The organism is Pseudomonas lundensis, assembly GCF_015377145.2.
Lineage (GTDB): Bacteria > Pseudomonadota > Gammaproteobacteria > Pseudomonadales > Pseudomonadaceae > Aquipseudomonas > Aquipseudomonas lundensis.
Genome location: NZ_CP062158.2, coordinates 1,139,969 through 1,161,886 on the forward strand (window position 1 = coordinate 1,139,969; position 21,918 = coordinate 1,161,886).

Consider the following 21,918-nt stretch of genomic DNA (forward strand, 5'->3'; position numbering starts at 1 on the left):
CAGGACTGACTCGCGAAGCGCCCGAGGGGCTCGGCCAGCGCGAGCCCCGATCCTGCGCAGGAGGGGTTAAACCACTTCGAGGCGGATTTTGTTCTGTGCCAACAACTGCGCCAGCTCCGGGACAGGCGGTTGGTCGGTGACCAGGCAATCAATCAGGGTGATGGGCCCCAAGCGCACCATGGCATTGCGACCAAATTTGCTGGAGTCCGCCGCCAGAATGGTCTGTCGGGCATTGGCAATAATGGCTTGGGATACGCGCACTTCTTGATAGTCGAAATCCAACAAACTGCCGTCAGAATCAATACCGCTGATGCCCACCAAGGCGTAGTCAAACTTGAATTGATTAATGAAGTCGACGCTGGCCTGGCCGACGATGCCGCCATCACGGCGCACGTTGCCCCCTGCAATCAGTACTTCGAAGTCGTCCTTTGCGCTCAGGATCGAGGCAACGTGCAAGTTGTTGGTGATGATTTTCAGGTGGTTGTGATTGAGCAGTGCCCGGGCAATGGACTCGGTGGTCGTCCCGATATTGATAAAAATAGAGGCGTGGTCAGGTATCTGGGCGGCAATGGCTTCGCCAATGCGGCGTTTTTCATCGCGCATCTGATCGGCGCGCATGGCGTAGGCGGTGTTTTCTACGCTGGAGTCATACGCCGCACCACCGTGATAGCGGCGCAACAAATCGGCTTCTGCCAACTGGTTGATATCGCGACGAATGGTCTGGGGCGTGACAACGAATAACTGCGCCATTTCCTCGATGCTGACATAGCCGCGCTCGCGAACGAGTTCGAGGATCTGCTGCTGGCGTGGAGGCAGATTCATGGAGTTTCCTTTGGGCGGCGAAGCAAATTCGACCATGATGCCGCAGGAAAGCGCCGTCTGCTACTCGCAGGTGAGAGCAAGCCAGCATGCAGCAGCCAGCGCGTGAAGCGCCAACTGCTGTATTTAGCGTGGGACTTAGTTGTTTTCTTCGTGGGGTTCCCAGTCGCGGGTACGGCTCACGGCCTTTTTCCAGCCAGCGTAGAGTTTCTCTTTGCTGGCTTCTTCAAGGGTGGGTTCGAACTCGCGTTCAATCACGGCCTTGCCGCGCAACTCGTCCAGGCTGCTCCAGAATCCGCACGCAAGACCCGCCAGATAGGCCGCACCCAGCGCAGTGGTTTCGCGCATTTGTGGACGTTCGACCATGGTCCCCAGAATGTCAGCCTGAAATTGCATCAGGAAGTTGTTGGCCACAGCACCACCGTCCACGCGCAGGGCTTTGAGGCGTTCGCCGGAGTCCTGCTGCATCGCGTCCAGCACATCGCGGGTTTGGTAGGCAATGGACTCAAGTGCTGCACGAATGATGTGATCAACGCGTACGCCACGGGTCAGGCCGAACAGGGCGCCCCGTGCATACGGGTCCCAATACGGTGCGCCAAGACCGGTAAAGGCGGGTACCAGGTACACGCCATTGCTGTCTTTGACCTTGCTGGCGAAGTACTCGGTGTCGTGGGCGTCGTTGATGATCTTCAATTCGTCGCGCAACCACTGCACGGTTGAACCACCGTTGAATACGGCGCCTTCCAGCGCATACGCCACTTCGCCACGGGGGCCGCAGGCGATGGTGGTCAGCATGCCGTGGGTGGACTTGACCGCGTTGGTGCCGGTGTTCATCAGCAGGAAGCAACCGGTGCCGTAGGTGTTTTTGGCCTGGCCCGGCTCAACGCACATTTGGCCAAACAGCGCGGCTTGTTGGTCGCCCGCGATGCCGCCAATGGCGATGCCACTTTTGGTGCGGCCATAGATCTCGGAGGACGATTTCACCTCCGGCAGCATTTCACGCGGGATGTCCAGGATGTCCAGCATCTTCGCGTCCCACTCCAGCGTGTGGATGTTGAAGAGCATGGTGCGCGAGGCGTTGGTGTAGTCGGTGACGTGGGTTTTGCCGCCGGTAAATTTCCAGATCAGCCAGCTGTCGACAGTGCCGAACAGCAGTTCGCCTTTGCGGGCGCGTTCGCGGCTGCCTTCAACGTTGTCGAGGATCCACTTCAGCTTGGTGCCGGAGAAGTACGGGTCAGTCACCAGGCCCGTGGTTTCGCTGATGTAGTGTTCGTGGCCGTCGCGCTTGAGCTGTTCGCAGATTTCAGTGCTGCGTCGGCACTGCCAGACGATGGCGTTATAGATCGGACGGCCGCTGACCTTGTCCCACACCACGGTTGTTTCACGCTGGTTGGTGATACCGATGGCGGCGACTTGATCGTGATGCAAGCCGGCCTGCGCCAGGGCTTCTACCATCACCGCGCTTTGGGTCGCGAAGATCTCCATCGGGTCGTGCTCGACCCAGCCTGCTTGCGGGTAATGCTGCTGGAACTCGCGTTGGGCGGTACAGACCACGTTTGCGTCACGGTCAAAGATGATCGCTCGCGAACTGGTGGTGCCTTGGTCCAACGCAATGATGTAGTTCTTATTCTGAATGTCGGTCATGGGATTGCCTTGCAGAATGAAGTAATGGGTTCAGGGCGCGAGAAGATAACGGGCAGAGTCTCGTGCGCCCCGTTTCATAAGTCGATATCAGGACGCTTGGGTTTTCACTTCAGCGCTTGCTTGGGCATCCGTTGCCACAGGTTCGACGGCAGGCAGGTGGCGGGCAATCATCCCGCGGTAAATGGCTGCGCCGAGGCAAGCACCCACGATGGGTGCAAAGATTGGAACCAGGAAATAAGGAATATCGCGCGCGCCGGTGAACGAAACTTCACCCCAGCCCGCAAAGAAAGTCATCAGCTTAGGCCCGAAATCACGTGCAGGGTTCATTGCAAAACCGGTCAACGGGCCCATCGAACTGCCAATGACGGCAATCAGCAGGCCGATCAGTAAAGGCGCCATTGCCCCGCGTGGCAGACCATTTTTGTCGTCTGTCAGGGCCATGATGACGCCCATGAGGATGGCGGTAATCACCACTTCCACGAGAAAGGCTTGCAGCGTCGACAAGGATGGATGCGGGTATGTCGAGAAAACAGACGCCAGTTCCAGGCTCTCTTTACTGCCGCGCACCATTTGATGGGCTTGTTCGTAATCGAAGAACAGGTTGCTGTACAGCGTGTACACCAGTGCAGCGGCGCAAAACGCCCCCGCGACCTGCGCGAGGATATAGAACGGCAGTTTGCGTTTTTCAAAGTCGGTGAACAGGCACAGCGCAATACTGACGGCCGGGTTCAGGTGAGCACCTGACACGCCCGCCGTGAGGTAAATCGCCATGCTCACGCCAATGCCCCAGATGATGCTGATCTCCCACAAGCCGAAGCTTGCGCCCGCGACCTTGAGCGCCGCGACACAACCGGTGCCAAAGAAAATGAGAAGTGCGGTACCGAGAAACTCGGCCATACACTGGCCTGAAAGCGTGGGGTGCTGCGATGCAGTCGTCATGTGTAAAACCTCGTTTTTGTTGTTTTTTGACGTCGTCAGTCAGGTGGCAGTGGAGCTGCACACATACCGGGCATGGCTTATCCCGGTTTTTCGTGTGCGGGTAAATAGGAACATAATTTTGGCAGATATATTCAGAATCGAAAAAATATAGACAAGAAACACTGCTGTCAAAGGTCGAAAGTGAACGACCATTCACATTCTGACTTTTGCCGGATGTTTTGGTATTGGTTTTTCTGTAAGCAAAGACTACAAATTGGTAGGGATGGATGTAACGATTCAGCGCCCAGTTCATATGAAAGTCATATGGAACGCCCGTTCCAGCGCGTCTTGAGGCCCGAATTGCCCTAGAATCCACCCACTCAAGTGTGCCATCACCGAACGACAGGAATGCTCATGACCCCTGCACTGGACCTGCTGAAAAAAGTTCGCGCCGAACATCGGATACACAGCTATGAACATGACCCCAAAGCGGCGTCGTACGGCCATGAGGCGGCGGAAAAGCTTGGCCTGGCGCCCGCTCAGGTGTTCAAGACGTTGTTGGCCAGCAGTGAAAAGGGTGAATTATTGGTGGCTGTCGTACCGGTCGTCGGAAGTCTTGACCTAAAAGCGCTGGCACATGCCGCCGGAGTGAAAAAAGCCGAAATGGCAGACCCGGCAGCGGCGCAACGCTCGACCGGCTATTTGTTGGGCGGGATCAGCCCGCTGGGGCAGAAGAAGCGCTTGCGTACCTTTATAGACAGCAGCGCTGAGGGGTTTGAGACGATTTATGTGAGCGCCGGGCGACGCGGGCTGGAGGTCGAATTGGCGCCCTCAGTGCTGGCAGAGCAGACGCGGGCGACCTTTGCGGATATTGGGCGGGCTTGAAGCACAGGCGACGTAGGCTTTACGTCGCTTGTGTTTCACCTAGTTCAGTGAGCGCTGCTCAAACGTCTTACACCTGAGTCGGTGTGGGGGATTTGCGCAGCGGTGCTGCCGCTGGTTTGAAACATCACCAGGTGCTCAGCCGCCACACGGATGCCAACTTCTGCGCCTGGAAGATGATCGACGTGGCTTGGGAAGATGGATTCCAGCTGACTGCCGGTCGGTAGTTGCAAGCGATACAACGTCGATGCGCCGAGGAAGGTCTTGCCGATGATTCTGGCTTTCAGGTCGCTGTCCGGCGCATGGACGATATCGTCGGGGCGCAGCAGCACGTCGACGGCGCCGCCCGTTGGCCATGTGTAGGCGCGGTTGCCCTGCAGGACGCCAAGCTCTGTTTGCACCGACTCCGGGCTCAGTAACTGGCCGCGAATAAAGTAACCCTGACCAATGAAGCTCGCCACGTAAGGGGTCAGCGGTTCGTGGTAGAGGTTGTAAGGCGTATCCCACTGTTCCAACCGGCCCTCTTTGAACACGCCAACGTGGTCACTAACAGCGAAGGCTTCTTCCTGATCGTGTGTCACCAGAATCGCGCTGGTGCCGCGGGCTTTCAAAATATCCCGCACTTCGTGGCTCAGCTTGCGACGTAACTCGCCATCCAGATTGGAGAACGGCTCGTCCAGCAGAAGCAACTGTGGCTCAGGCGCCAAGGCGCGCGCTAGCGCCACACGTTGCTGCTGGCCACCCGAAAGCTCATGGGGGAAACGCTTGCCGAGGTTTTTCAGGTTGACCAGTTCGAGCAGTTCTTCAGTGATACGGTCTTTGTTCGGCAGTTTGCGAATACCAAATGCAATGTTGTCGGCCACGCTCAGATGAGGGAAAAGTGCGTAGTCCTGAAACACCATGCCTATGCGACGTTTCTCCGGCGCGAGGGTGAAGCCTGCGCTGGAGATGATTTCGCCGCCCAGCTGGATTTCACCTTGATGCACAGGTTCAAAGCCTGCGATTGCACGCAGGGTGGTGGTCTTGCCGCAGCCTGAAGAGCCCAGCAGGCAACCGATGTCGCCGGCGTTGAGGTGCAGGTTGAGGTTTTGCACTACGCTCTGGCCCTGATAGCCACAGGCCAGATCACGAAGGTTCAGCAGAAGAGGTTGACTCATGCGTGGTGGTACGCCGGTTGTACAAGGAATTCGAGCAGCGCTTTTTGCGCGTGCAAACGGTTTTCAGCCTGGTCCCACGCAACGGAGCGGGGATCGTCCAGCAGGTCTTCGCTGATTTCTTCCCCGCGGTGCGCGGGTAAGCAGTGCATGAACAGCACATCGTCGGCCGCCAGATCCAGCAGTGCCTTGTTGACCTGATAAGGCGCGAACTGCTTCAGACGCTTGGCGGTTTCTTCTTCCTGACCCATGGAGGTCCAGACGTCGGTACTGACCAGGTGGGCGCCGGTTACTGCGTCTTGCGGGGCGCGTACGATGGTGACGCGTTCGCCTGCCTGGGCCACGAACTCGGGGTTCGGTTCATAGCCTTCAGGGCAGGCGATGCGCAGCTGGAAGTCGAACTGGATGGCTGCTTCTATATAGCTGTTGCACATGTTGTTGCCGTCCCCGATCCAAGCCACGGTCTTGCCTTTGATCGAGCCGCGGTGTTCCAGAAACGTTTGCATGTCGGCCAGCAATTGGCACGGGTGCAGATCGTCTGACAGACCATTGATCACTGGGACGCGAGAATTGGCTGCGAATTCGGTCAGGGTGCTGTGGGCGAAGGTACGGATCATCACGGCATCCAGCATGCGTGACATGACGATTGCGCAGTCGCCGATGGGTTCGCCACGCCCCAGTTGGGTGTCACGCGGCGACAGGAAGATCGCCTGGCCGCCGAGCTGGATCATGCCCGCTTCAAAGGACAAACGGGTGCGGGTGGACGATTTTTCGAAAATCATGCCCAGTACACGGTTTTTCAGCGGTTCGAAAAGCACGCCGCGATTGCGCAGGTCCTTGAGCTCGATGCCTCGACGAATCACGCTGCTAAGCTCTTCGGGCGTGCAATCCATCAGGGAGAGAAAGTGCCTTGCGCTCATCATTAACTACCTTCTTTTGCAACGACTGCAGATGCTCAAAGCCAGGTTTTTCAGAAAAACGGGCGAGACCTGCGGCGCTAGCCGCACGTGGCGACGAAATAGGGGAAGGCGCGATCTTATAAGGAAATGTCGCGTCTTGCCAATAAGGGTGTTGTTTGGGAGGTTTCAGGCGCTGTGTACGCGGCATGAGCGCGTGCACTTTAAGCACTAATGGGTGGATTACCTGCCCTCAGCGACCCATTTGTACACTGCCCTGCCATGGGTTGGCAATTGATGGGCAGCAGATGCAGACTATCGTCGGTGGGGGAGACCGAGCGTGGTGCCTGGGTTTCCGTTACAATGCGCCACCGTGCCGACAACTGAGTCGGAAAGTTCAGCCGAGGTGCTCCATGGATATCATCGAAACGATCAAAGAACAGATTGCCAACAACACCATTCTGCTCTACATGAAAGGCTCACCGAATGCCCCGCAGTGCGGCTTTTCGGCCAAAGCTGCTCAGGCCGTAATGGGCTGTGGTGAAAAGTTCGCTTACGTGGACATCCTGCAGAACCCAGAGATTCGTGCCAATTTGCCCAAGTACGCTAACTGGCCGACCTTCCCGCAACTGTGGGTAGGTGGCGAGCTGGTGGGCGGCAGCGACATCATGGCGGAGATGTTTGCCAATGGTGAGCTGCAAACCCTGATCAAGGATGCCGCCGCTAAAGCCGCAGCCGCCAAGACCGAAGCCTAAGGGTCTTTGCGCGCGAGTTTGAATAAATTAGCGCGCATTAAAAACCCCGCCACTGTTTAGACAGGGCGGGGTTTTTTATTGGCTGAGGTTTGGTTTATTCACCCATCTGCGATTGCAGATAGTTCTCAAGACCCACTTTATCTATCAGGCCAAGCTGAGTTTCCAGCCAGTCAATATGTTCTTCTTCAGACTCCAGAATGTCTTCTAGAAGTTCTCGGCTACCAAAGTCGCCCACAACTTCGCAGTGTGCGATGGCTGCTTTCAGATCGGCATGGCCGGTGCGCTCAATGCGCAGGTCGCACTCAAGCATCTCCTTGGTGTGCTCGCCGATGTGCAGCTTGCCCAGGTCCTGCACGTTAGGCAGGCCTTCCAGGAAGAGAATGCGTTTGATCAGCTTATCCGCGTGTTTCATCTCATCGATGGACTCGTGGTATTCGTGAGCACCCAACTTTTCCAGGCCCCAATCTTGATACATGCGCGCATGCAAGAAGTACTGATTGATTGCGACCAACTCGTTGCCGAGAATTTTGTTGAGGTGCTGAATGACTGAAATGTCGCCTTTCATCGCGAGGGCCTGCCTTAATGAACTGTATATGCGCAAGAGTTTGATCTGCACACTTACACCTGTCAAACCTAAGTATTTGAATAATAAATGAAAATTAATCGGAATAAGAATGTTTGTATTCCGCGTCTAGGCCCTAAGCACTTGAATTAAAGGCATAAAAAAACCGGACATCATGTCCGGTTCTCTTTAAATGGCTACATCAGGCGACTGAAAATTCTGCCGGGTAACTCATGGCTGCCTGGCTGGCTTGCAGGGAAGACAGGGTTTCGCGCACCACTTGCTTGGCCAGACACGCACATTTGCCACATTGACTGGCAACACCGGTCGCTTCGCGAACTTCACGGTAGCTGCAGCAACCTTCATAGATTGCGTCTCGGATTTTTCCATCAGTGACGCCAGTGCAGAGGCAAACGTACATAAATAAGAACCATCGCTGGTTGGGATTCAATGCGAAGGATCTTAATGTTAACGAGAATGATTGTCAAAGCAACTTAGGTCTCGATTGCAGGTTTAATGCCTGATGCTGACGAACGGTGCCACGCCTAACCCGGGTGGCTTTAAAAAAGGGGGGAGGCCGGACCCGACGAGCGGTGTATGATGGCCGATCTTTTTTCATGCGCGAGCTGATTGTTAACCGTGTCATTACCCATGACTGGCCAGCTCCCGTTTACCACGCTGCACATCAGGAGATATCCATGAGCGTACTCGTAGGCAAACAAGCCCCTGACTTCACCGTCGCCGCCGTTCTGGGCAATGGCGAAATCGTTGATAGCTTTACGCTGTCCACCGCGATCAAAGGCAAATACGGCCTGGTGTTCTTCTACCCGCTGGACTTCACATTCGTTTGCCCGTCCGAGCTGATTGCTCTGGACCACCGCATTCCTGAGTTCAAAGCCCGTAACGTAGAAGTGGTGGCAGTCTCCATCGACTCTCACTTCACCCATAACGCATGGCGCAACACGCCGGTAAACAACGGCGGTATCGGTCAGGTGCAATACACCATGGCAGCCGATATGAAGCACGAAATCTGCAAAGCCTACGATGTTGAATCTGAAGGCGGTGTCGCTTTCCGTGGCGCATTCCTGATCGATGACAAGGGCATCGTTCGTTCGCAGATCGTGAATGACCTGCCTCTGGGCCGCAACATGGACGAGCTGCTGCGTCTGGTTGACGCCCTGCAATTCCACGAAGAGCACGGCGAAGTGTGCCCTGCGAACTGGAAAAAAGGCGACAAAGGCATGACGGCTTCCACCGCGGGCGTAGCGGCTTACCTGTCCGAAAATGCTGACAAGCTGTAAGCGTCGGTTGAGGGCATAAAAAAACCGGACGTTATGTCCGGTTTTTTTATGCAGGAGAGAAAGTCCCGGACTCAGTCGTCGAAATCTTTCCAACCGCCCATTTGCTTCCAGCTGTTGACGATGCCACAGAACAGCTCTGCTGTTTTTTCTGTGTCATAACGCGCCGAATGCGCTTCCCGCCCATCGAAGTCGATGTCAGCAGCCTGACAGGCTTTGGCGAGTACAGTCTGGCCGTACGCCAGGCCAGCCAGTGTGGCGGTGTCGAAGCTCGAGAACGGATGGAACGGGTTGCGTTTCATGTCCAGTCGAGCAACGGCAGCGTTCAGGAAGCCGAGATCAAAACTGCTGTTATGGCCAACCAGGATGGCGCGTTTACAGCCATTGGCTTTCAAGGCTTTGCGCACACCGCGGAAGATGTCAGTCAGGGCTGTTTCTTCGCTGACAGCCATGCGCAACGGGTGATCCAGCTTGATACCGGTGAACTCCAGCGCAGCCGGTTCAATGTTGGCGCCTTCGAACGGTTCCACGCGGTGGAAATACGTGTGTTCAGGGAACACGAAGCCTTTCTCGTCCATGCCGATCGTGACCGCTGCGATTTCCAGCAATGCATCGGTTGAGCTGTTGAAACCGCCGGTTTCAACATCGATTACCACTGGCAGGTAACCGCGAAAGCGCTCAGCCATGGGGTGACGTGGGCCGCCATGCCCGCCTTCATGTTCATCGTCGAAATGGTCGTCACTCACAGCTGTTCCTCCAGCAGGCGCCAGCGCAGTTTTTCACCGGCGCGCAGCGGGATTACGGTCAGCTCACCGAACGGCAGGCTGGTTGGGGCAGTCCACTCCTGGCGAACCAGTGTGATGTGTTCGGTGCTGGGTGCCAGTCCGTAGAAGCGAGGTCCGTTGAGGCTGGCAAAAGCCTCCAGCTTGTCCAGCGCATTACGCTGTTCAAAGGCTTCGGCGTACAACTCGATAGCTGCGTAGGAGGTGTAGCAACCGGCGCAGCCACAGGCCGCTTCTTTGGCGTGCTGGGCATGCGGTGCGGAGTCGGTCCCCAGGAAGAACTTCTCGCTACCGCTGGTTGCTGCATCGAGCAGGGCATGCTGATGAGTATTGCGCTTCAGGATCGGCAAGCAATAGAAGTGCGGGCGTATCCCCCCCACCAGCATATGGTTGCGGTTGTAAAGCAGGTGGTGAGCAGTAATCGTTGCGGCGACTTGACTGGACGCTTCGTTGACGAACTGCACGGCATCCGCAGTGGTGATGTGTTCGAACACCACTTTGAGCGTCGGAAAACGCTCTACAACACGGCGCATGTGCTCGTCGATGAAGATTTTCTCGCGATCAAATACATCCACATCGGTGCGTGTCACTTCGCCGTGAATCAGCAAGGGCATACCGACTTCAGCCATGGTTTCCAGCACCGGGAAAATAGCGTCAATACTGGTGACGCCAGAGTCGGAGTTGGTCGTTGCGCCTGCAGGATATAACTTTGCAGCGTGTACGAAGCCACTGGATTTGGCTGTGCGAATGTCTTCAGGCTGCGTGCGATCGGTCAGATAGAGCACCATCAGCGGCTCGAAGCGGCTACCCGCAGGGCGAGCGGCCAAAATGCGCTGGCGATAGGCATCAGCTTCGGCTGCGTTACGCACCGGAGGCACCAGGTTGGGCATGATGATGGCGCGGCCAAAAGTGCGCGCTACATCCGCGACAGTGTGAGGCAACACAGCACCATCTCGAAGATGTATGTGCCAGTCATCGGGACGCAGAAGGGTCAGGCGGTCGGACATTGGGGATTCCAGGCGGGTCAAACTGAGGCGAATCCTACCGGAAAACACTCAGTCAGGCACTCGCTATCAAGTTTTGCGGCGCTTAACCGATATCTTTTGAGAATGTCGTCTATCTGTTTGCTGTTTTTTTGCAGTACAAGCCTGTGGAGCCGCCCGTGCGCCAGCGTTATCTAGCCCTACTCAGTATGTTTGCCAGCCTGCCTGCCATGGCCCTGACTTTCCAGACCCGTCTGGAGAATATCGAGTGGAAGGTGGAAGGTGACAAATTCGAGTGCCGTCTGATTCAGCCCATCACGGACTTCGGTTCCGGGGTTTTCGTGCGCCGTGCGGGTGAACAGGCCATTTTTCGCCTGAATGCCTTCAACGCCATGCTCGGTGAGGGTTCTGCCACGTTGCTGGCTGCCGCAGCTCCCTGGCAGCCGGGGCGCGGAGATATCAACCTTGGCTCGGTACGGATTGGTCGGGGTCAGGTATTGTTCAACAGTTCCCAGGCACAGGCCGCAAGCCTGGTGCGCGGTTTGCTGGAGGGGCGCACTCCCTTGGTCAGGCATTATTCCTCGACCAGCGGAACGTCCGAGGTTCGTTTGCTCCCCGTCAAGTTTCGTCAGGCGTACAGCGATTACGAAGCCTGTACGACCAAACTGTTACCCAAAAACTTTGAACAGGTACGTCAAAGCCAGATCGGTTTTCCCGGGGGAGGGATCGATCTGGACAATCAGGCGCGGGCAAACTTGCAGGTCATGGTGGAATACATGAAGGCAGATCCTTCGGTAAACCACATCACGCTGGATGGGCACTCGGACAACTCCGGCAATCGTCTGACCAATCGTGATTTGTCCCGGCGCCGAGCCTTGGCCGTGATGGATTTCTTCAAAGAAAACGGGATTCAAGAGTCGCAAATTACCCTGCGGTTTCACGGAGAACAGTACCCGTTGGTGCGCAATTCCAACGCTGCGAATCGGGCAAAAAATCGCCGTGTCAGCGTGCGGCTTGAACGGGTCCCCGCGCCGGAAAAAACCACTTCCCCTGTAGGCACCACAAACCCTGCAAGCGTCTCTTAAAGCAGTCACCGTCGTCGCGCTATTGAAACTAACTGTCGCTTTGTCGTCTTAAGCTGTCGCGCCTCTGTAATTTCTGCAACTTGAGCGGTAGACTGTTCGGCTTTTCGAACAACCCGTGGAGTGATGGCATGGCGGACGTAAACAAGGTCGTTCTGGCTTATTCGGGCGGCCTGGACACTTCGGTGATCCTGAAGTGGCTGCAGGATACTTATAACTGTGAAGTCGTAACCTTTACCGCTGACCTGGGTCAGGGTGAAGAGGTCGAACCTGCACGTGCCAAGGCGCAAGCCATGGGCGTCAAGGAAATCTATATTGACGACCTGCGCGAAGAGTTTGTTCGAGACTTCGTGTTCCCGATGTTCCGCGCCAATACTGTTTACGAAGGTGAGTACCTGCTGGGTACCTCCATCGCTCGTCCGCTGATTGCCAAACGCCTGATTGAAATCGCCAACGAAACGGGCGCTGATGCCATTTCCCACGGTGCTACCGGTAAAGGTAACGACCAGGTGCGTTTCGAGCTTGGGGCCTACGCACTGAAACCCGGCGTAAAAGTCATTGCGCCGTGGCGTGAATGGGATCTGCTCTCGCGTGAAAAGTTGATGGATTACGCTGAAAAGCATGCAATCCCTATCGAACGTCATGGTAAGAAAAAATCCCCTTACTCCATGGACGCCAACCTGCTTCATATCTCGTACGAAGGCGGTGTGCTGGAAGACACCTGGACCGAGCACGAAGAAGACATGTGGCGCTGGACCAAGTCCCCGGAAGATGCGCCGAACACCCCGACGTATCTGGAACTGACCTATCGCAATGGCGACATCGTGGCGTTGGACGGCGTTGAAATGACGCCTGCGACGGTTTTGGCCACTCTGAATCGCATTGGTGGGGAAAACGGCATTGGCCGTCTGGATATTGTTGAAAACCGCTACGTTGGCATGAAGTCCCGTGGTTGCTACGAAACCCCGGGCGGCACCATCATGCTGCGTGCTCACCGGGCGATAGAGTCGATTACGCTGGACCGCGAAGTGGCGCACTTGAAAGATGAGTTGATGCCTAAATACGCCAGCCTGATTTACACCGGCTACTGGTGGAGCCCGGAGCGCGTTATGTTGCAACAGATGATTGACGCCTCTCAAACCCACGTGAATGGTGTTGTTCGTCTGAAACTCTACAAAGGTAATGTCATCGTTACCGGCCGCAAGTCCGATCAATCGTTGTTTGATGCAAATATTGCAACTTTTGAAGAAGATGGTGGTGCTTACAATCAGGCCGATGCAGCTGGTTTTATCAAGCTAAACGCACTGCGCATGCGCATTGCGGCGAACAAGGGTCGTAGCTTTTTCTGATTAAGAGCGGCTTTCGAAAAAAGCCCCGGCCACTGGTCGGGGCTTTTTTTTATGTGAGTGTTTAGGCATGACTATATGTTCAATAGGTTGTGCTCAATGCGTCTGTTTCAGTGTTGTAAGTGAAAATAGTGGTTGTCTCCCATAGCTGAAATTTTTTATAAATCAGGGGGGGTAAAGGGTGTTTGTTTATCAGTGCGTTGACGTGGCTATTGATTAATAGGATAAGCACCTTGTTTTTGTCGGCCGAGTTTCTTGCTGAGGTCATGGTTTCGTAAATTAATGACAGCACTTCTTCAAGTTCATGTTTGTTCATCAAGTGTTTGTCCGAACGTGTCAGGTTGGCAACGTGCAACCCCTCTGTAATGGCCCTTCGAAAGGTTTTGTGTTTGGCTGAATCCATTTCTTTATGCCGTTTGCCAGCCTCTGTGAGCGTTTTTTTGGTGCTTTGTTTAAGGTGGGCTTGTTGGGCATGTGTTTGGCTTTGAGGCAGCAGTATGAGGTTGTGCGGGGTGCAAAAGCTAAACCTGATGTCTGGGTGATCGGTTATTTTTTTTGGCGCTGATTTCGAGCGTGCAGGCAGACTGTCATGACATTCTTTGCCTGGTTGTATTGCGTGAATGTTGGATTCTATAAAGTTTTCTTCATTTGAGAAATCCGAGGGCGAGTAGAGTCTTTTATTATTGAAATTTAAAGTTATAAAGAAAAGTATAACCAGCGCAATCGGGAAAGCGACTAAAAACCAAACGTAGATCTCCTGATTCTCCTTGTTAATGTAAGGCAGGGACACGGAGGCTGAGGCTTGCGTCAGTATTGAGAAAATGGCAATCACCGTCAGCGGATTTTTGGTGGTGGGTGTGCTCTTAAGCATAAGGGAACCTATTTGTCTGAAAAGACCTCGATTAATGAAGGAAAGTAAGAGTGGTCGGATGGAAATTATTTTCCGATGCTATTAAGAGGTCTTAGGCGTTTTTAATAGTGTGTCTATTTATAAACTTAGACGTGGGGTTTTGAATGTGCAAGTTTAACGTTGTTTGAAGTGGACGATAGGTTGTGAATGTTTTGTGCCTGAAATTTTTTTGGATGTAGTCCTGATCGCAAGTCGAAGAAGGAGTTTTTACGAGGATTAATCCTTTCTCGCACTGATGTTTTATGCGTCATTGATGTGTCTGTTTTCAGCGTTATGGCGAGTCCTGTAAAAATATGAGTTAAATGATTCTTGCATATTTTTCCGAATGATCTGTAGTACCTTTCCTTAAGTGATAATTTGAAATACTTTCTTGAGAAATAAGAGTAGATTTTACCGGGTGCGATTAAACCTGTGTGGCGGCACATAAGAGCGTGCTAGTGTGGTTCGCCTGCATAGTTTAAGAATATTTTGTAGTGATATTTATGTGTATCCACAGTCTTCAGACGAATTTTCATGTCTGTACGTGTTGTCACAACGAATATCATTGATATAAGGTTTGTCACAAGTAAATGAGTGTATGGCTGTTTTGAAACGCAGCAGGTGCATGTGTCAATCCACATAAGGGAGGGATCTCAGGAAGTAAATGACATGTATGGTGTTACGTCAAAGTGTCGCTTGCGTAGGTGCGATGGAATTGCAATAAAACACTCGTTTGATTAATCGTGTGTCCGTACATGCTGTGGGATACGGTTTTTATTTCGTGAGGATGTCCACGCTTTGACAAGCGGGAAGCTTTTCTTTAGAGCAGTTTTTTGTAGGGAAAATCGTTATTTTATGTAGGTGATGTCTTTGGTTGTTAGTGCTCGGGGGGGGGCGCTATGCCCAGGGTGTTACGACTAGGCTATTGTGCTGACTCTAAAAATTCGAACAGCGAAAATTGGAATTACCCATGAATAAAGTGCTGATCGTGGATGATCATCCCGTGATCCGTCTTGCTGTACGTATGCTCATGGAACGACATGGCTATGAAGTCGTTGCTGAGACGGATAACGGTGTGGATGCATTACAACTTGCGCGTGAACATGCGCCGGATATTGTGATACTCGACATAGGGATACCTAAGCTGGACGGGCTGGAAGTGATTGCTCGTCTTTCAACTCCGGCGCTGCCTGTGAAAGTACTGGTTTTAACTTCACAGGCGCCGGGACATTTTTCCATGCGTTGCATGCAAGCCGGGGCGGCGGGATATGTATGCAAGCAGCAGGATCTGACAGAGTTGCTCAGTGCAATAAAAGCAGTGTTGTCGGGATACAGTTACTTTCCTAACCAAGCATTGCACTCAGTGCGTACCAGTCTCGGCAATGCCAGTGAGGCCGATATGGTTAATCGGTTATCGGGCAGGGAGATGATGGTACTGCAGCAATTAGCGCGAGGGAAAAGTAACAAGGACATTGCCGACGGGATGTTCTTGAGTAACAAGACAGTCAGTACATACAAAACGCGCTTGTTACTGAAACTCAATGCCCGATCCTTGGTTGATCTGATTGAGCTTGCTCAGCGAAACGGCTTGGTGTGAACGGCGGCGCCATTACGTTTCACCTTTAGACGGCTATCTCGCGTGTGTAGCGAGATAGCCGTACGCTCTGGCTCCCAGAAAAAAAGCCTCTTTGTGCAGGAGGCTTTCCAGCTGGTCAGAGATCGAAGTCATAGTCCGAAAGCTGCTTCTGGAGTCTTCTTTCTTCCAGAAGATTATCAATGGTTCTGCGTTTGGCGAGATTGGTCTTCGCCACCTCCGGAGCCGGGACGACCTCTTCCTCCTGCTCGTCTGACACAAGCTCTTCGTCTACATCCAGTTCTTCTTTGCCAGTGCTCATTCTGCTCACTCCAGACCAAGACAGCTATTGGCGCCCCTTATAGCGACAAACATCGCCAGGGTAAAAAAGATTTTCTCAATCGATCAGTGAATAAAATCGCTATCGCTCAATCGTCAGACGTCTTTTCCTTAAAGTCGCACAGGTCTTCTATTCGGCAACTCCCACATCTGGGCTTACGCGCCTGGCACACATAGCGCCCATGGAGGATGAGCCAATGGTGCGCATCCAGCAGGTAGGGCTTGGGCACGAACTTCATCAGTTGCTTTTCGACCTCCACCACATTTTTGCCCGGCGCCAAGCCGGTACGGTTGCTTACACGAAAAATATGAGTATCGACGGCCATGGCAACCTGCCTGAACGCGGTGTTGAGCACCACATTCGCCGTTTTGCGGCCGACACCCGGAAGTGCTTCGAGCGCTTCCCGTGTCTGCGGCACTTGGCTGTCATGTCGCTCGATCAGTAACCGGCAAGCCTCAATCACGTTTTTGGCCTTGCTGTTATACAAGCCGATGGTCTTGATGTACGCCGATAAGCCGTCCACTCCCAGAGCGTAGATGGCTTCTGGCGTATTCGCGACCGGAAACAATTTGGCCATAGCCTTGTTGACGCTCACGTCGGTTGCCTGTGCGGACAAAATAACCGCGATCAACAGTTCGAAGGGCGATGAGTAAGCCAGCTCCGTTTTGGGCTCAGGATTGTCTTCGTGGAATCGACGAAATATTTCAAGGCGCTTTGCGGCGTTCATGAGTAGTGGCGTTTCCTGATGGGCTGTCGGTTTATGCGCGGTAGAAAATGTGTATCGAACTGAAAAATATCAAGCGCTAGCGTCGTTCAACGAAATGATCAGCCGTTCTGCCCGATCCGCGGCATCTTTTAATGGCGCCAACTCTTCGGTTGAGCGATTCAGGCTGATGGCTTTGTTCAGCTCTGCCCGGCGCAGTGCCAATTGAATTTTTGCGCGCTTGAGATCGGCGCCCTGGTTGCTGGCTGTGGGCGCCAAGGGCTGAGGTGTTTTTTCAAGTGTCGCCAATGCCTGTTCGGCAGATTCAAATTGTTGCCCGAGCACGTTGAGTTGGGCTTGCTGTTGCGCTGTAGGAGGATGGCCAAAGGCTTTGAGTGATTTGTGTAATTGAGCACGGGCCATGGCCAGGGTAATTTTGGCCTTTTTAAGCGCCGCTTCATCGCTGCCGGGTGTGCCGGAGATGGATTGCACGTCGGATTCGCGCGTTGTCGGGTGGCCCACCGCAACAGGTTGGGAGCGCGCAGCGCGTGCGGCTTGCCTGATGTCATCTTCACGCTTGAGGCGGGCTTCACGTTGTTCATAACGAAAACGTGCATGTTGCCGTTTTTGTGCGCGGGCTTGGTACTCGTCCGTACGCTGTGCAAGCCCACCAATCACCGCAATGACGTTCTCGGGGAGTGGGCGCATTTCAATGCAGTCTACCGGGCAGGGCGCAACACACAGGTCGCAGCCTGTGCATTCATCCACGATTACGCTGTGCATCAGCTTGGCAGCGCCGAGAATGGCATCAACCGGGCAAGCCTGAATGCATTTGGTGCAGCCGATGCATTCAGCTTCGCGGATGTAGGCAACTTGAGCTGCAGCAGATCCACGCTCTGCGTCGAGGGCAATGACAGGCACCTGGAGCAACTGTGCGAGGGCATGAAGGGTTTCTTCACCACCAGGAGGGCATTTGTTAATCGCTTCGCCCTGCGCAATCCCTTGTGCATAAGGTTTGCAGCCCGGGTGGCCGCATTTTCCGCACTGGGTTTGCGGCAATAAGGCATCGATCTGTTGTATCAGGCTCATTGTGTGATGTTTCCAACGACAGCAAGCCGTCCGCTGCGCTCATGATCAGGGAATCATCGAAACGGGCTTGGTAGTAACGCGTGAATGTCAGGTCAGTCATGGTCGCCGTCAAGCGAGGGTGCTGATTATCCGACAAGGCAGGAAGGGAGGCTACTGTAGAACGTTCGCTGACGACCCGCAGGTCGTCAGCGAATGTGAGGCGCGGTGTCTTACTTGATGCGTTGACCCGGCTTGGCGCCACTGTCAGGGCTCAGCAGGTAAATTTCTTCACCGCCCGGGCCTGCCGCCATGACCATGCCTTCCGAGATGCCGAAACGCATTTTGCGCGGCTTGAGGTTGGCAATCATCATCGTCAGGCGACCTTCGAGTGCGGCCGGGTCCGGGTAGGCACTTTTGATCCCGGAGAACACGTTGCGCTGTTCGTCGCCGATGTCGAGGGTCAGGCGCAACAATTTGTCGGCACCTTCCACGGCTTCTGCCTTGAGAATCAAGGCCACGCGCAGGTCAATGGCGGCGAAAGCGTCAAAGTCGATCTCGGCTGCCAGAGGTTCTTTGACCAGTTCGCCGTTACCTTTGGGGGCGGCAGAGCCAGTGTCGGTCTGGCTCGCAGCCAGGTCTTCTTTCGATGCGTCAGTCATGGCCTGTACTTTTACCGGATCAATGCGGGTCATCAGTGGTTTGAATGCATTCAACTGATGATTGCTCAGCAGTGTGGTGTGATCGTCCCACGTCAACGGCGCCACATTGAGGAATGCCTCTGCATCGGCGGCCAGTACCGGCAACACGGGCTTGAGGAAAATGATCAACTGACGGAACAGGTTGATACCCAGTGCGCACACCGCCTGGACTTCGTCCTGTTTACCTTCCTGCTTGGCCATGGCCCATGGGGCTTTTTCGGCAATCCAGGCGTTGGCGCGGTCGGCCAATGCCATGATTTCGCGCATGGCGCGTGCGAAGTCGCGTGCTTCATAGGCTTCGGCAATGCTCGGAGCGGCCGCCAGAAATGCATCGGTCAGCTCAGGTGCTGCGTTGCCTTCAACCAACACGCCCGCATTGCCCTTGTGGACAAAGCCTGCGCAGCGGCTGGCAATGTTCACCACTTTGCCGACCAGGTCAGAGTTGACCTTTTGCACGAAATCTTCGAGGTTGAGGTCCAGGTCGTCGACCCCGCGACCCAGTTTCGAGGCGTAGTAGTAACGCAGGTATTCAGGCGACAGGTGGTCCAGGTACGTGCGGGCCTTGATAAAGGTGCCGCGGGATTTGGACATTTTCTGGCCGTTGACCGTCAGATAGCCGTGCACGTTGATGGCCGTTGGCTTGCGATAACCTGCGCCTTCGAGCATGGCGGGCCAGAACAGGGCGTGGAAGTTCACGATGTCCTTGCCGATGAAGTGATACAGCTCGGCGGTGGAGTCTTTGGCCCAGTAGGCGTCGAAATCCAGATCAGGACGGCGTGCGCAGAGGTTCTTGAAACTGGCCATGTAGCCGATGGGTGCATCCAGCCACACATAGAAATATTTGCCGGGCTCATCGGGGATTTCAAAACCGAAGTAGGGCGCATCGCGTGAGATGTCCCACTGTTGCAGACCCGCATCGAGCCATTCGGCAATTTTGTTTGCGACGGCATCTTGCAAGGCACCGCTTCGGGTCCAGCTTTTGAGCATGGCGTCGAAGTCTGGCAGCTTGAAGAAGAAGTGTTGCGACTCTTTGAGAACCGGCGTGGCACCGGAAATCGCTGATTTCGGGTTCTTGAGATCCGTAGGTGCGTAGGTGGCACCACATTTTTCGCAGTTGTCGCCGTATTGATCTTCAGTGCCGCATTTCGGGCAGGTGCCCTTGATGAAGCGGTCGGCCAGGAACATTTTCTTTTCCGGGTCGAAGTACTGAGTAATTGAGCGAGTTGCGATATGGCCCGCTTCGCGCAGCTTGATGTAGATCGCACTCGACAGCTCACGGTTTTCTTCGGCGTGGGTCGAGTGGAAATTATCGAAGTCAACGAGGAAGTCGGCAAAGTCGGCGCTGTGTTCAGCCTGGACGTTGGCGATCAGTTGCTCTGGCGTGATGCCTTCTTTTTCAGCGCGCAACATGATTGCCGAGCCGTGGGCGTCGTCTGCGCAAACATACGTGCATTGGTTGCCGCGTTGCTTCTGGAAGCGCACCCACATATCGGTCTGGATGTACTCAAGCATATGGCCAAGGTGGATTGAACCATTGGCATAGGGCAGGGCGCTGGTGACGAGGATCTTGCGTGGCTCGGACATGGGGCTCGGCTACTTGATGAGACGGTGGTCGGCCACTATAAAGCGCCGGGCGATATATTTCACCCCGTGGACACGTATCTGAGGGTTTATGGTGGTTTCAAGGCTTTTAAAAGCCTGCTTTGGTCGCTTCAGAAGGTTAGGATAGCGGCCTGTTTTAATCAGATCTTTTCGGGAGTTGCCCATGAGCGCCGTCAATCGCGCAGCGGTGGAGGCTGTCCTTCGCCAGTACACCGACCCTTACTTGAATCAGGACCCTGTGTCTGCCGGCTGCGTCCGTCATGTCGATGTCCAGGGCGATCGCGTCAGCGTGCAACTGGAATTGGGCTACGCCGCCGGTCTGTTCAAAAATGGCTGGGCGCAGATGCTGCAAATGGCCATTGAAAACATGGATGGCGTGTCAGTTGCCAAGGTTGAGGTCAACTGCGTGATTGCAGCGCACAAGGCCCAGGCGCAAATCCCGGGGCTGGCCAATGTAAAAAACATTGTGGCGGTGGCCTCGGGCAAGGGGGGCGTGGGCAAATCCACCACGGCCGCAAACCTTGCGTTGGCACTGGCGCGCGAAGGTGCGCGTGTCGGTATTCTGGATGCCGACATTTATGGGCCGAGCCAGGGGGTAATGTTTGGTATCCCGGAAGGTACACGGCCGAAGATCCGTGACCAGAAATGGTTTGTGCCGATTGAGGCCCACGGCGTTGAAGTGATGTCCATGGCCTTTTTGACCGATGACAACACGCCGATGGTGTGGCGCGGGCCGATGGTGTCTGGCGCGCTGTTGCAACTGGTGACGCAGACGGCCTGGAATGATCTGGACTACTTGGTGATTGATATGCCGCCGGGCACCGGGGACATCCAGCTGACCCTGGCGCAGAAAGTTCCGGTCACCGGGTCTGTCGTGGTGACCACGCCTCAAGACCTGGCATTGCTGGATGCGCGTAAAGGTGTCGAAATGTTCCGCAAGGTCAATATCCCGGTATTGGGGGTTGTCGAGAACATGGCGGTCCACATCTGCTCCAATTGCGGTCACGCGGAGCATCTGTTCGGCGAGGGTGGGGGTGAGAAGCTCGCGACGCAATATGGTGTTGAGGTGTTGGCCTCACTGCCACTGTCGATGGCCATTCGCGAGCAGGCGGACAGCGGCAAGCCGACGGCGATTGCCGAACCCGACAGCCAGATCGCAATGATTTATCAGGAATTGGCCCGGCATGTGGGTGCACGCATCGTCTTGCACGAAGCCGCATCACAAGCCATGCCGACCATCACCACCAGCGACGATTGAAATTCGGCAGCGGGGCGGGCTGGCTCGCCCCCTCTTGAAGTCCGGGGCGCGTGTTGCTTTTACGGCAGGCATAAAAAAACCCCGCTTTTGAGGGCGGGGTTTTTTACTGGATCAGTACAAGTTAGATAACTTGAACTTCCTCAGCTTGCATGCCTTTCTGACCGCGAGTAGCGATGAAAGAAACCTGTTGGCCTTCTTTCAGGCTTTTGAAGCCGTCGGATTGGATTGCTTTGAAGTGAACAAACAGGTCGTCACCGGATTGTGGAGTGATGAAGCCGAAGCCTTTTTCATCGTTGAACCACTTAACGGTACCAGTTTGGCGATTAGACATGGTGTAACTCCTTGGACAAAGATAACTGCGACTCAGGAAAAGCCCTGGCCGAGACTGAGTGCAAAGAGCAGGAAAAATTCTTGGAGATGGTTGGATCGAAATTCAACATCGTGTAGAGATTCTCAGTGACACAAGCAACACAGTGGCGCCACCTTAACCCTTTTTCAGGAACGTGCAAAGGGTCTTTGCGAAGGTTTCTCTAAAAACGTGACTGGCGGTTGGCCTCACAGCCTGTATTCCCGGTCGCTACAGCTATTTTCAATAAATCTGTCTCAGGCTTTTGAACCTGACACCTCGCCCCGGTAAGATGCCGAACAGAATTTTTCCACCTCGCT

Annotated in this window: 22 protein-coding genes; 7 read left to right on the forward strand and 15 right to left on the reverse strand. The window is 54.5% G+C overall.

The genetic code is table 11. The features are described 5' to 3' along the window. Positions 1-66: 66 nt before the first annotated feature. The 3 genes from IF654_RS05625 to IF654_RS05635 form a co-directional block, all read right to left on the reverse strand. Positions 67-822 carry a DeoR family transcriptional regulator gene (locus tag IF654_RS05625; protein ID WP_047273988.1) on the reverse strand — a complete coding sequence of 252 codons (756 nt, stop codon included), beginning with the start codon at positions 820-822 and terminating at the stop codon, positions 67-69. A 135-nt stretch (positions 823-957) separates the two neighbouring features. Beyond that, entirely contained in the window at positions 958-2,463 is a 1,506-nt protein-coding gene (gene glpK, locus IF654_RS05630; RefSeq protein WP_047280080.1) for a glycerol kinase GlpK, read from the reverse strand. A gap of 87 nt (positions 2,464-2,550) precedes the next feature. Further along, positions 2,551-3,402: an MIP/aquaporin family protein gene (locus IF654_RS05635; protein WP_047273992.1), complete on the reverse strand. Its 852-nt coding sequence runs from the start codon at positions 3,400-3,402 to the stop codon at positions 2,551-2,553. A gap of 393 nt (positions 3,403-3,795) precedes the next feature. Between IF654_RS05635 and ybaK the strand changes: the two genes are divergently transcribed. Continuing rightward, positions 3,796-4,266: a Cys-tRNA(Pro) deacylase gene (ybaK, locus tag IF654_RS05640; RefSeq protein WP_047280081.1), complete on the forward strand. Its 471-nt coding sequence runs from the start codon at positions 3,796-3,798 to the stop codon at positions 4,264-4,266. A 44-nt stretch (positions 4,267-4,310) separates the two neighbouring features. Here the strand turns inward: ybaK and IF654_RS05645 are convergent, their stop codons facing one another. Further along, entirely contained in the window at positions 4,311-5,420 is a 1,110-nt protein-coding gene (locus IF654_RS05645; RefSeq protein WP_194862681.1) for an ABC transporter ATP-binding protein, read from the reverse strand. After that, positions 5,417-6,337, reverse strand: coding sequence for an ornithine carbamoyltransferase (gene argF / locus IF654_RS05650; RefSeq protein ID WP_047279237.1), 921 nt, complete (start codon positions 6,335-6,337; stop codon positions 5,417-5,419). Before argF ends, IF654_RS05645 begins: the two co-directional genes overlap by 4 nt. Positions 6,338-6,726: 389 nt before the next feature. Here argF and grxD point away from each other — a divergent pair, with 389 nt between their 5' ends. Then, on the forward strand, positions 6,727-7,068 hold the full coding sequence (gene grxD, locus IF654_RS05655; protein ID WP_047273998.1) for a Grx4 family monothiol glutaredoxin: 342 nt from the start codon (positions 6,727-6,729) through the stop codon (positions 7,066-7,068). A gap of 94 nt (positions 7,069-7,162) precedes the next feature. Here grxD and bfr read toward each other — a convergent pair whose 3' ends face one another. Further along, a complete protein-coding gene (gene bfr, locus IF654_RS05660; protein ID WP_047274000.1) occupies positions 7,163-7,633 on the reverse strand; it encodes a bacterioferritin in 471 nt (156 codons plus the stop codon). Positions 7,634-7,832: 199 nt separating this feature from the next. Next, positions 7,833-8,051, reverse strand: a complete 219-nt coding sequence (locus tag IF654_RS05665) for a bacterioferritin-associated ferredoxin (RefSeq protein ID WP_047274002.1) — start codon at positions 8,049-8,051, stop codon at positions 7,833-7,835. Positions 8,052-8,328: 277 nt separating this feature from the next. On the opposite strand from IF654_RS05665, the gene IF654_RS05670 reads away from it, so the two are divergent. Next, positions 8,329-8,931: a peroxiredoxin gene (locus IF654_RS05670; RefSeq protein WP_047274004.1), complete on the forward strand. Its 603-nt coding sequence runs from the start codon at positions 8,329-8,331 to the stop codon at positions 8,929-8,931. Between the two features lie 71 nt (positions 8,932-9,002). Here the strand turns inward: IF654_RS05670 and rnt are convergent, their stop codons facing one another. Together rnt and pyrC are read right to left on the reverse strand one after the other, a co-directional pair. Beyond that, positions 9,003-9,674 (reverse strand): ribonuclease T, encoded by a 672-nt coding sequence (gene rnt, locus IF654_RS05675; protein ID WP_047274006.1) that lies wholly within the window; start codon positions 9,672-9,674, stop codon positions 9,003-9,005. Further along, complete coding sequence (pyrC, locus tag IF654_RS05680) at positions 9,671-10,717, reverse strand: dihydroorotase (protein ID WP_047274008.1); 1,047 nt, start codon at positions 10,715-10,717, stop codon at positions 9,671-9,673. The genes rnt and pyrC overlap by 4 nt, the downstream gene beginning before the upstream one ends. Positions 10,718-10,872: 155 nt before the next feature. On the opposite strand from pyrC, the gene IF654_RS05685 reads away from it, so the two are divergent. Both IF654_RS05685 and IF654_RS05690 read left to right on the forward strand, forming a co-directional pair. Continuing rightward, positions 10,873-11,778: a flagellar protein MotY gene (locus tag IF654_RS05685; protein WP_169879328.1), complete on the forward strand. Its 906-nt coding sequence runs from the start codon at positions 10,873-10,875 to the stop codon at positions 11,776-11,778. Positions 11,779-11,906: 128 nt separating this feature from the next. Next, positions 11,907-13,124 carry an argininosuccinate synthase gene (locus IF654_RS05690; protein WP_194862680.1) on the forward strand — a complete coding sequence of 406 codons (1,218 nt, stop codon included), beginning with the start codon at positions 11,907-11,909 and terminating at the stop codon, positions 13,122-13,124. 79 nt (positions 13,125-13,203) lie between these two features. Here the strand turns inward: IF654_RS05690 and IF654_RS05695 are convergent, their stop codons facing one another. After that, positions 13,204-13,992, reverse strand: a complete 789-nt coding sequence (locus IF654_RS05695) for a hypothetical protein (protein WP_194862679.1) — start codon at positions 13,990-13,992, stop codon at positions 13,204-13,206. A 988-nt stretch (positions 13,993-14,980) separates the two neighbouring features. Between IF654_RS05695 and IF654_RS05700 the strand changes: the two genes are divergently transcribed. Next, complete coding sequence (locus IF654_RS05700) at positions 14,981-15,607, forward strand: response regulator transcription factor (protein ID WP_047274014.1); 627 nt, start codon at positions 14,981-14,983, stop codon at positions 15,605-15,607. A 115-nt stretch (positions 15,608-15,722) separates the two neighbouring features. Here the strand turns inward: IF654_RS05700 and IF654_RS05705 are convergent, their stop codons facing one another. The 4 genes from IF654_RS05705 to metG form a co-directional block, all read right to left on the reverse strand. Continuing rightward, positions 15,723-15,905: a PA3496 family putative envelope integrity protein gene (locus IF654_RS05705; RefSeq protein WP_047274016.1), complete on the reverse strand. Its 183-nt coding sequence runs from the start codon at positions 15,903-15,905 to the stop codon at positions 15,723-15,725. A 106-nt stretch (positions 15,906-16,011) separates the two neighbouring features. Beyond that, positions 16,012-16,650 carry an endonuclease III gene (gene nth, locus IF654_RS05710; RefSeq protein WP_083334131.1) on the reverse strand — a complete coding sequence of 213 codons (639 nt, stop codon included), beginning with the start codon at positions 16,648-16,650 and terminating at the stop codon, positions 16,012-16,014. A gap of 69 nt (positions 16,651-16,719) precedes the next feature. Further along, positions 16,720-17,715 (reverse strand): electron transport complex subunit RsxB, encoded by a 996-nt coding sequence (gene rsxB / locus IF654_RS05715; protein WP_047282288.1) that lies wholly within the window; start codon positions 17,713-17,715, stop codon positions 16,720-16,722. 209 nt (positions 17,716-17,924) lie between these two features. After that, the gene (metG, locus tag IF654_RS05720; RefSeq protein WP_094987371.1) at positions 17,925-19,976 is read right to left on the reverse strand and encodes a methionine--tRNA ligase; all 2,052 of its coding nucleotides are present in this window, start codon (positions 19,974-19,976) and stop codon (positions 17,925-17,927) included. Between the two features lie 181 nt (positions 19,977-20,157). Here metG and apbC point away from each other — a divergent pair, with 181 nt between their 5' ends. Continuing rightward, positions 20,158-21,252 carry an iron-sulfur cluster carrier protein ApbC gene (apbC, locus tag IF654_RS05725; protein WP_047274024.1) on the forward strand — a complete coding sequence of 365 codons (1,095 nt, stop codon included), beginning with the start codon at positions 20,158-20,160 and terminating at the stop codon, positions 21,250-21,252. Between the two features lie 121 nt (positions 21,253-21,373). Here the strand turns inward: apbC and IF654_RS05730 are convergent, their stop codons facing one another. Beyond that, entirely contained in the window at positions 21,374-21,583 is a 210-nt protein-coding gene (locus IF654_RS05730) for a cold-shock protein (RefSeq protein WP_002554837.1), read from the reverse strand. Positions 21,584-21,918: the final 335 nt, after the last annotated feature.

What these genes read in the sequence shown, in the direction of transcription:
- metG (WP_094987371.1), bottom strand. Translation starts at nt 19,976, where the DNA reads ATGTCCGAGCCACGCAAGATCCTCGTCACCAGCGCCCTGCCCTATGCC.
- nth (WP_083334131.1), bottom strand. Translation starts at nt 16,650, where the DNA reads ATGAACGCCGCAAAGCGCCTTGAAATATTTCGTCGATTCCACGAAGAC.
- IF654_RS05645 (WP_194862681.1), bottom strand. Translation starts at nt 5,420, where the DNA reads ATGAGTCAACCTCTTCTGCTGAACCTTCGTGATCTGGCCTGTGGCTAT.
- IF654_RS05700 (WP_047274014.1), top strand. Translation starts at nt 14,981, where the DNA reads ATGAATAAAGTGCTGATCGTGGATGATCATCCCGTGATCCGTCTTGCT.
- grxD (WP_047273998.1), top strand. Translation starts at nt 6,727, where the DNA reads ATGGATATCATCGAAACGATCAAAGAACAGATTGCCAACAACACCATT.
- argF (WP_047279237.1), bottom strand. Translation starts at nt 6,337, where the DNA reads ATGAGCGCAAGGCACTTTCTCTCCCTGATGGATTGCACGCCCGAAGAG.
- IF654_RS05730 (WP_002554837.1), bottom strand. Translation starts at nt 21,583, where the DNA reads ATGTCTAATCGCCAAACTGGTACCGTTAAGTGGTTCAACGATGAAAAA.
- ybaK (WP_047280081.1), top strand. Translation starts at nt 3,796, where the DNA reads ATGACCCCTGCACTGGACCTGCTGAAAAAAGTTCGCGCCGAACATCGG.
- rsxB (WP_047282288.1), bottom strand. Translation starts at nt 17,715, where the DNA reads ATGAGCCTGATACAACAGATCGATGCCTTATTGCCGCAAACCCAGTGC.
- IF654_RS05705 (WP_047274016.1), bottom strand. Translation starts at nt 15,905, where the DNA reads ATGAGCACTGGCAAAGAAGAACTGGATGTAGACGAAGAGCTTGTGTCA.
- glpK (WP_047280080.1), bottom strand. Translation starts at nt 2,463, where the DNA reads ATGACCGACATTCAGAATAAGAACTACATCATTGCGTTGGACCAAGGC.
- pyrC (WP_047274008.1), bottom strand. Translation starts at nt 10,717, where the DNA reads ATGTCCGACCGCCTGACCCTTCTGCGTCCCGATGACTGGCACATACAT.
- IF654_RS05635 (WP_047273992.1), bottom strand. Translation starts at nt 3,402, where the DNA reads ATGACGACTGCATCGCAGCACCCCACGCTTTCAGGCCAGTGTATGGCC.
- bfr (WP_047274000.1), bottom strand. Translation starts at nt 7,633, where the DNA reads ATGAAAGGCGACATTTCAGTCATTCAGCACCTCAACAAAATTCTCGGC.
- apbC (WP_047274024.1), top strand. Translation starts at nt 20,158, where the DNA reads ATGAGCGCCGTCAATCGCGCAGCGGTGGAGGCTGTCCTTCGCCAGTAC.
- IF654_RS05670 (WP_047274004.1), top strand. Translation starts at nt 8,329, where the DNA reads ATGAGCGTACTCGTAGGCAAACAAGCCCCTGACTTCACCGTCGCCGCC.
- IF654_RS05690 (WP_194862680.1), top strand. Translation starts at nt 11,907, where the DNA reads ATGGCGGACGTAAACAAGGTCGTTCTGGCTTATTCGGGCGGCCTGGAC.
- IF654_RS05695 (WP_194862679.1), bottom strand. Translation starts at nt 13,992, where the DNA reads ATGCTTAAGAGCACACCCACCACCAAAAATCCGCTGACGGTGATTGCC.
- IF654_RS05665 (WP_047274002.1), bottom strand. Translation starts at nt 8,051, where the DNA reads ATGTACGTTTGCCTCTGCACTGGCGTCACTGATGGAAAAATCCGAGAC.
- IF654_RS05625 (WP_047273988.1), bottom strand. Translation starts at nt 822, where the DNA reads ATGAATCTGCCTCCACGCCAGCAGCAGATCCTCGAACTCGTTCGCGAG.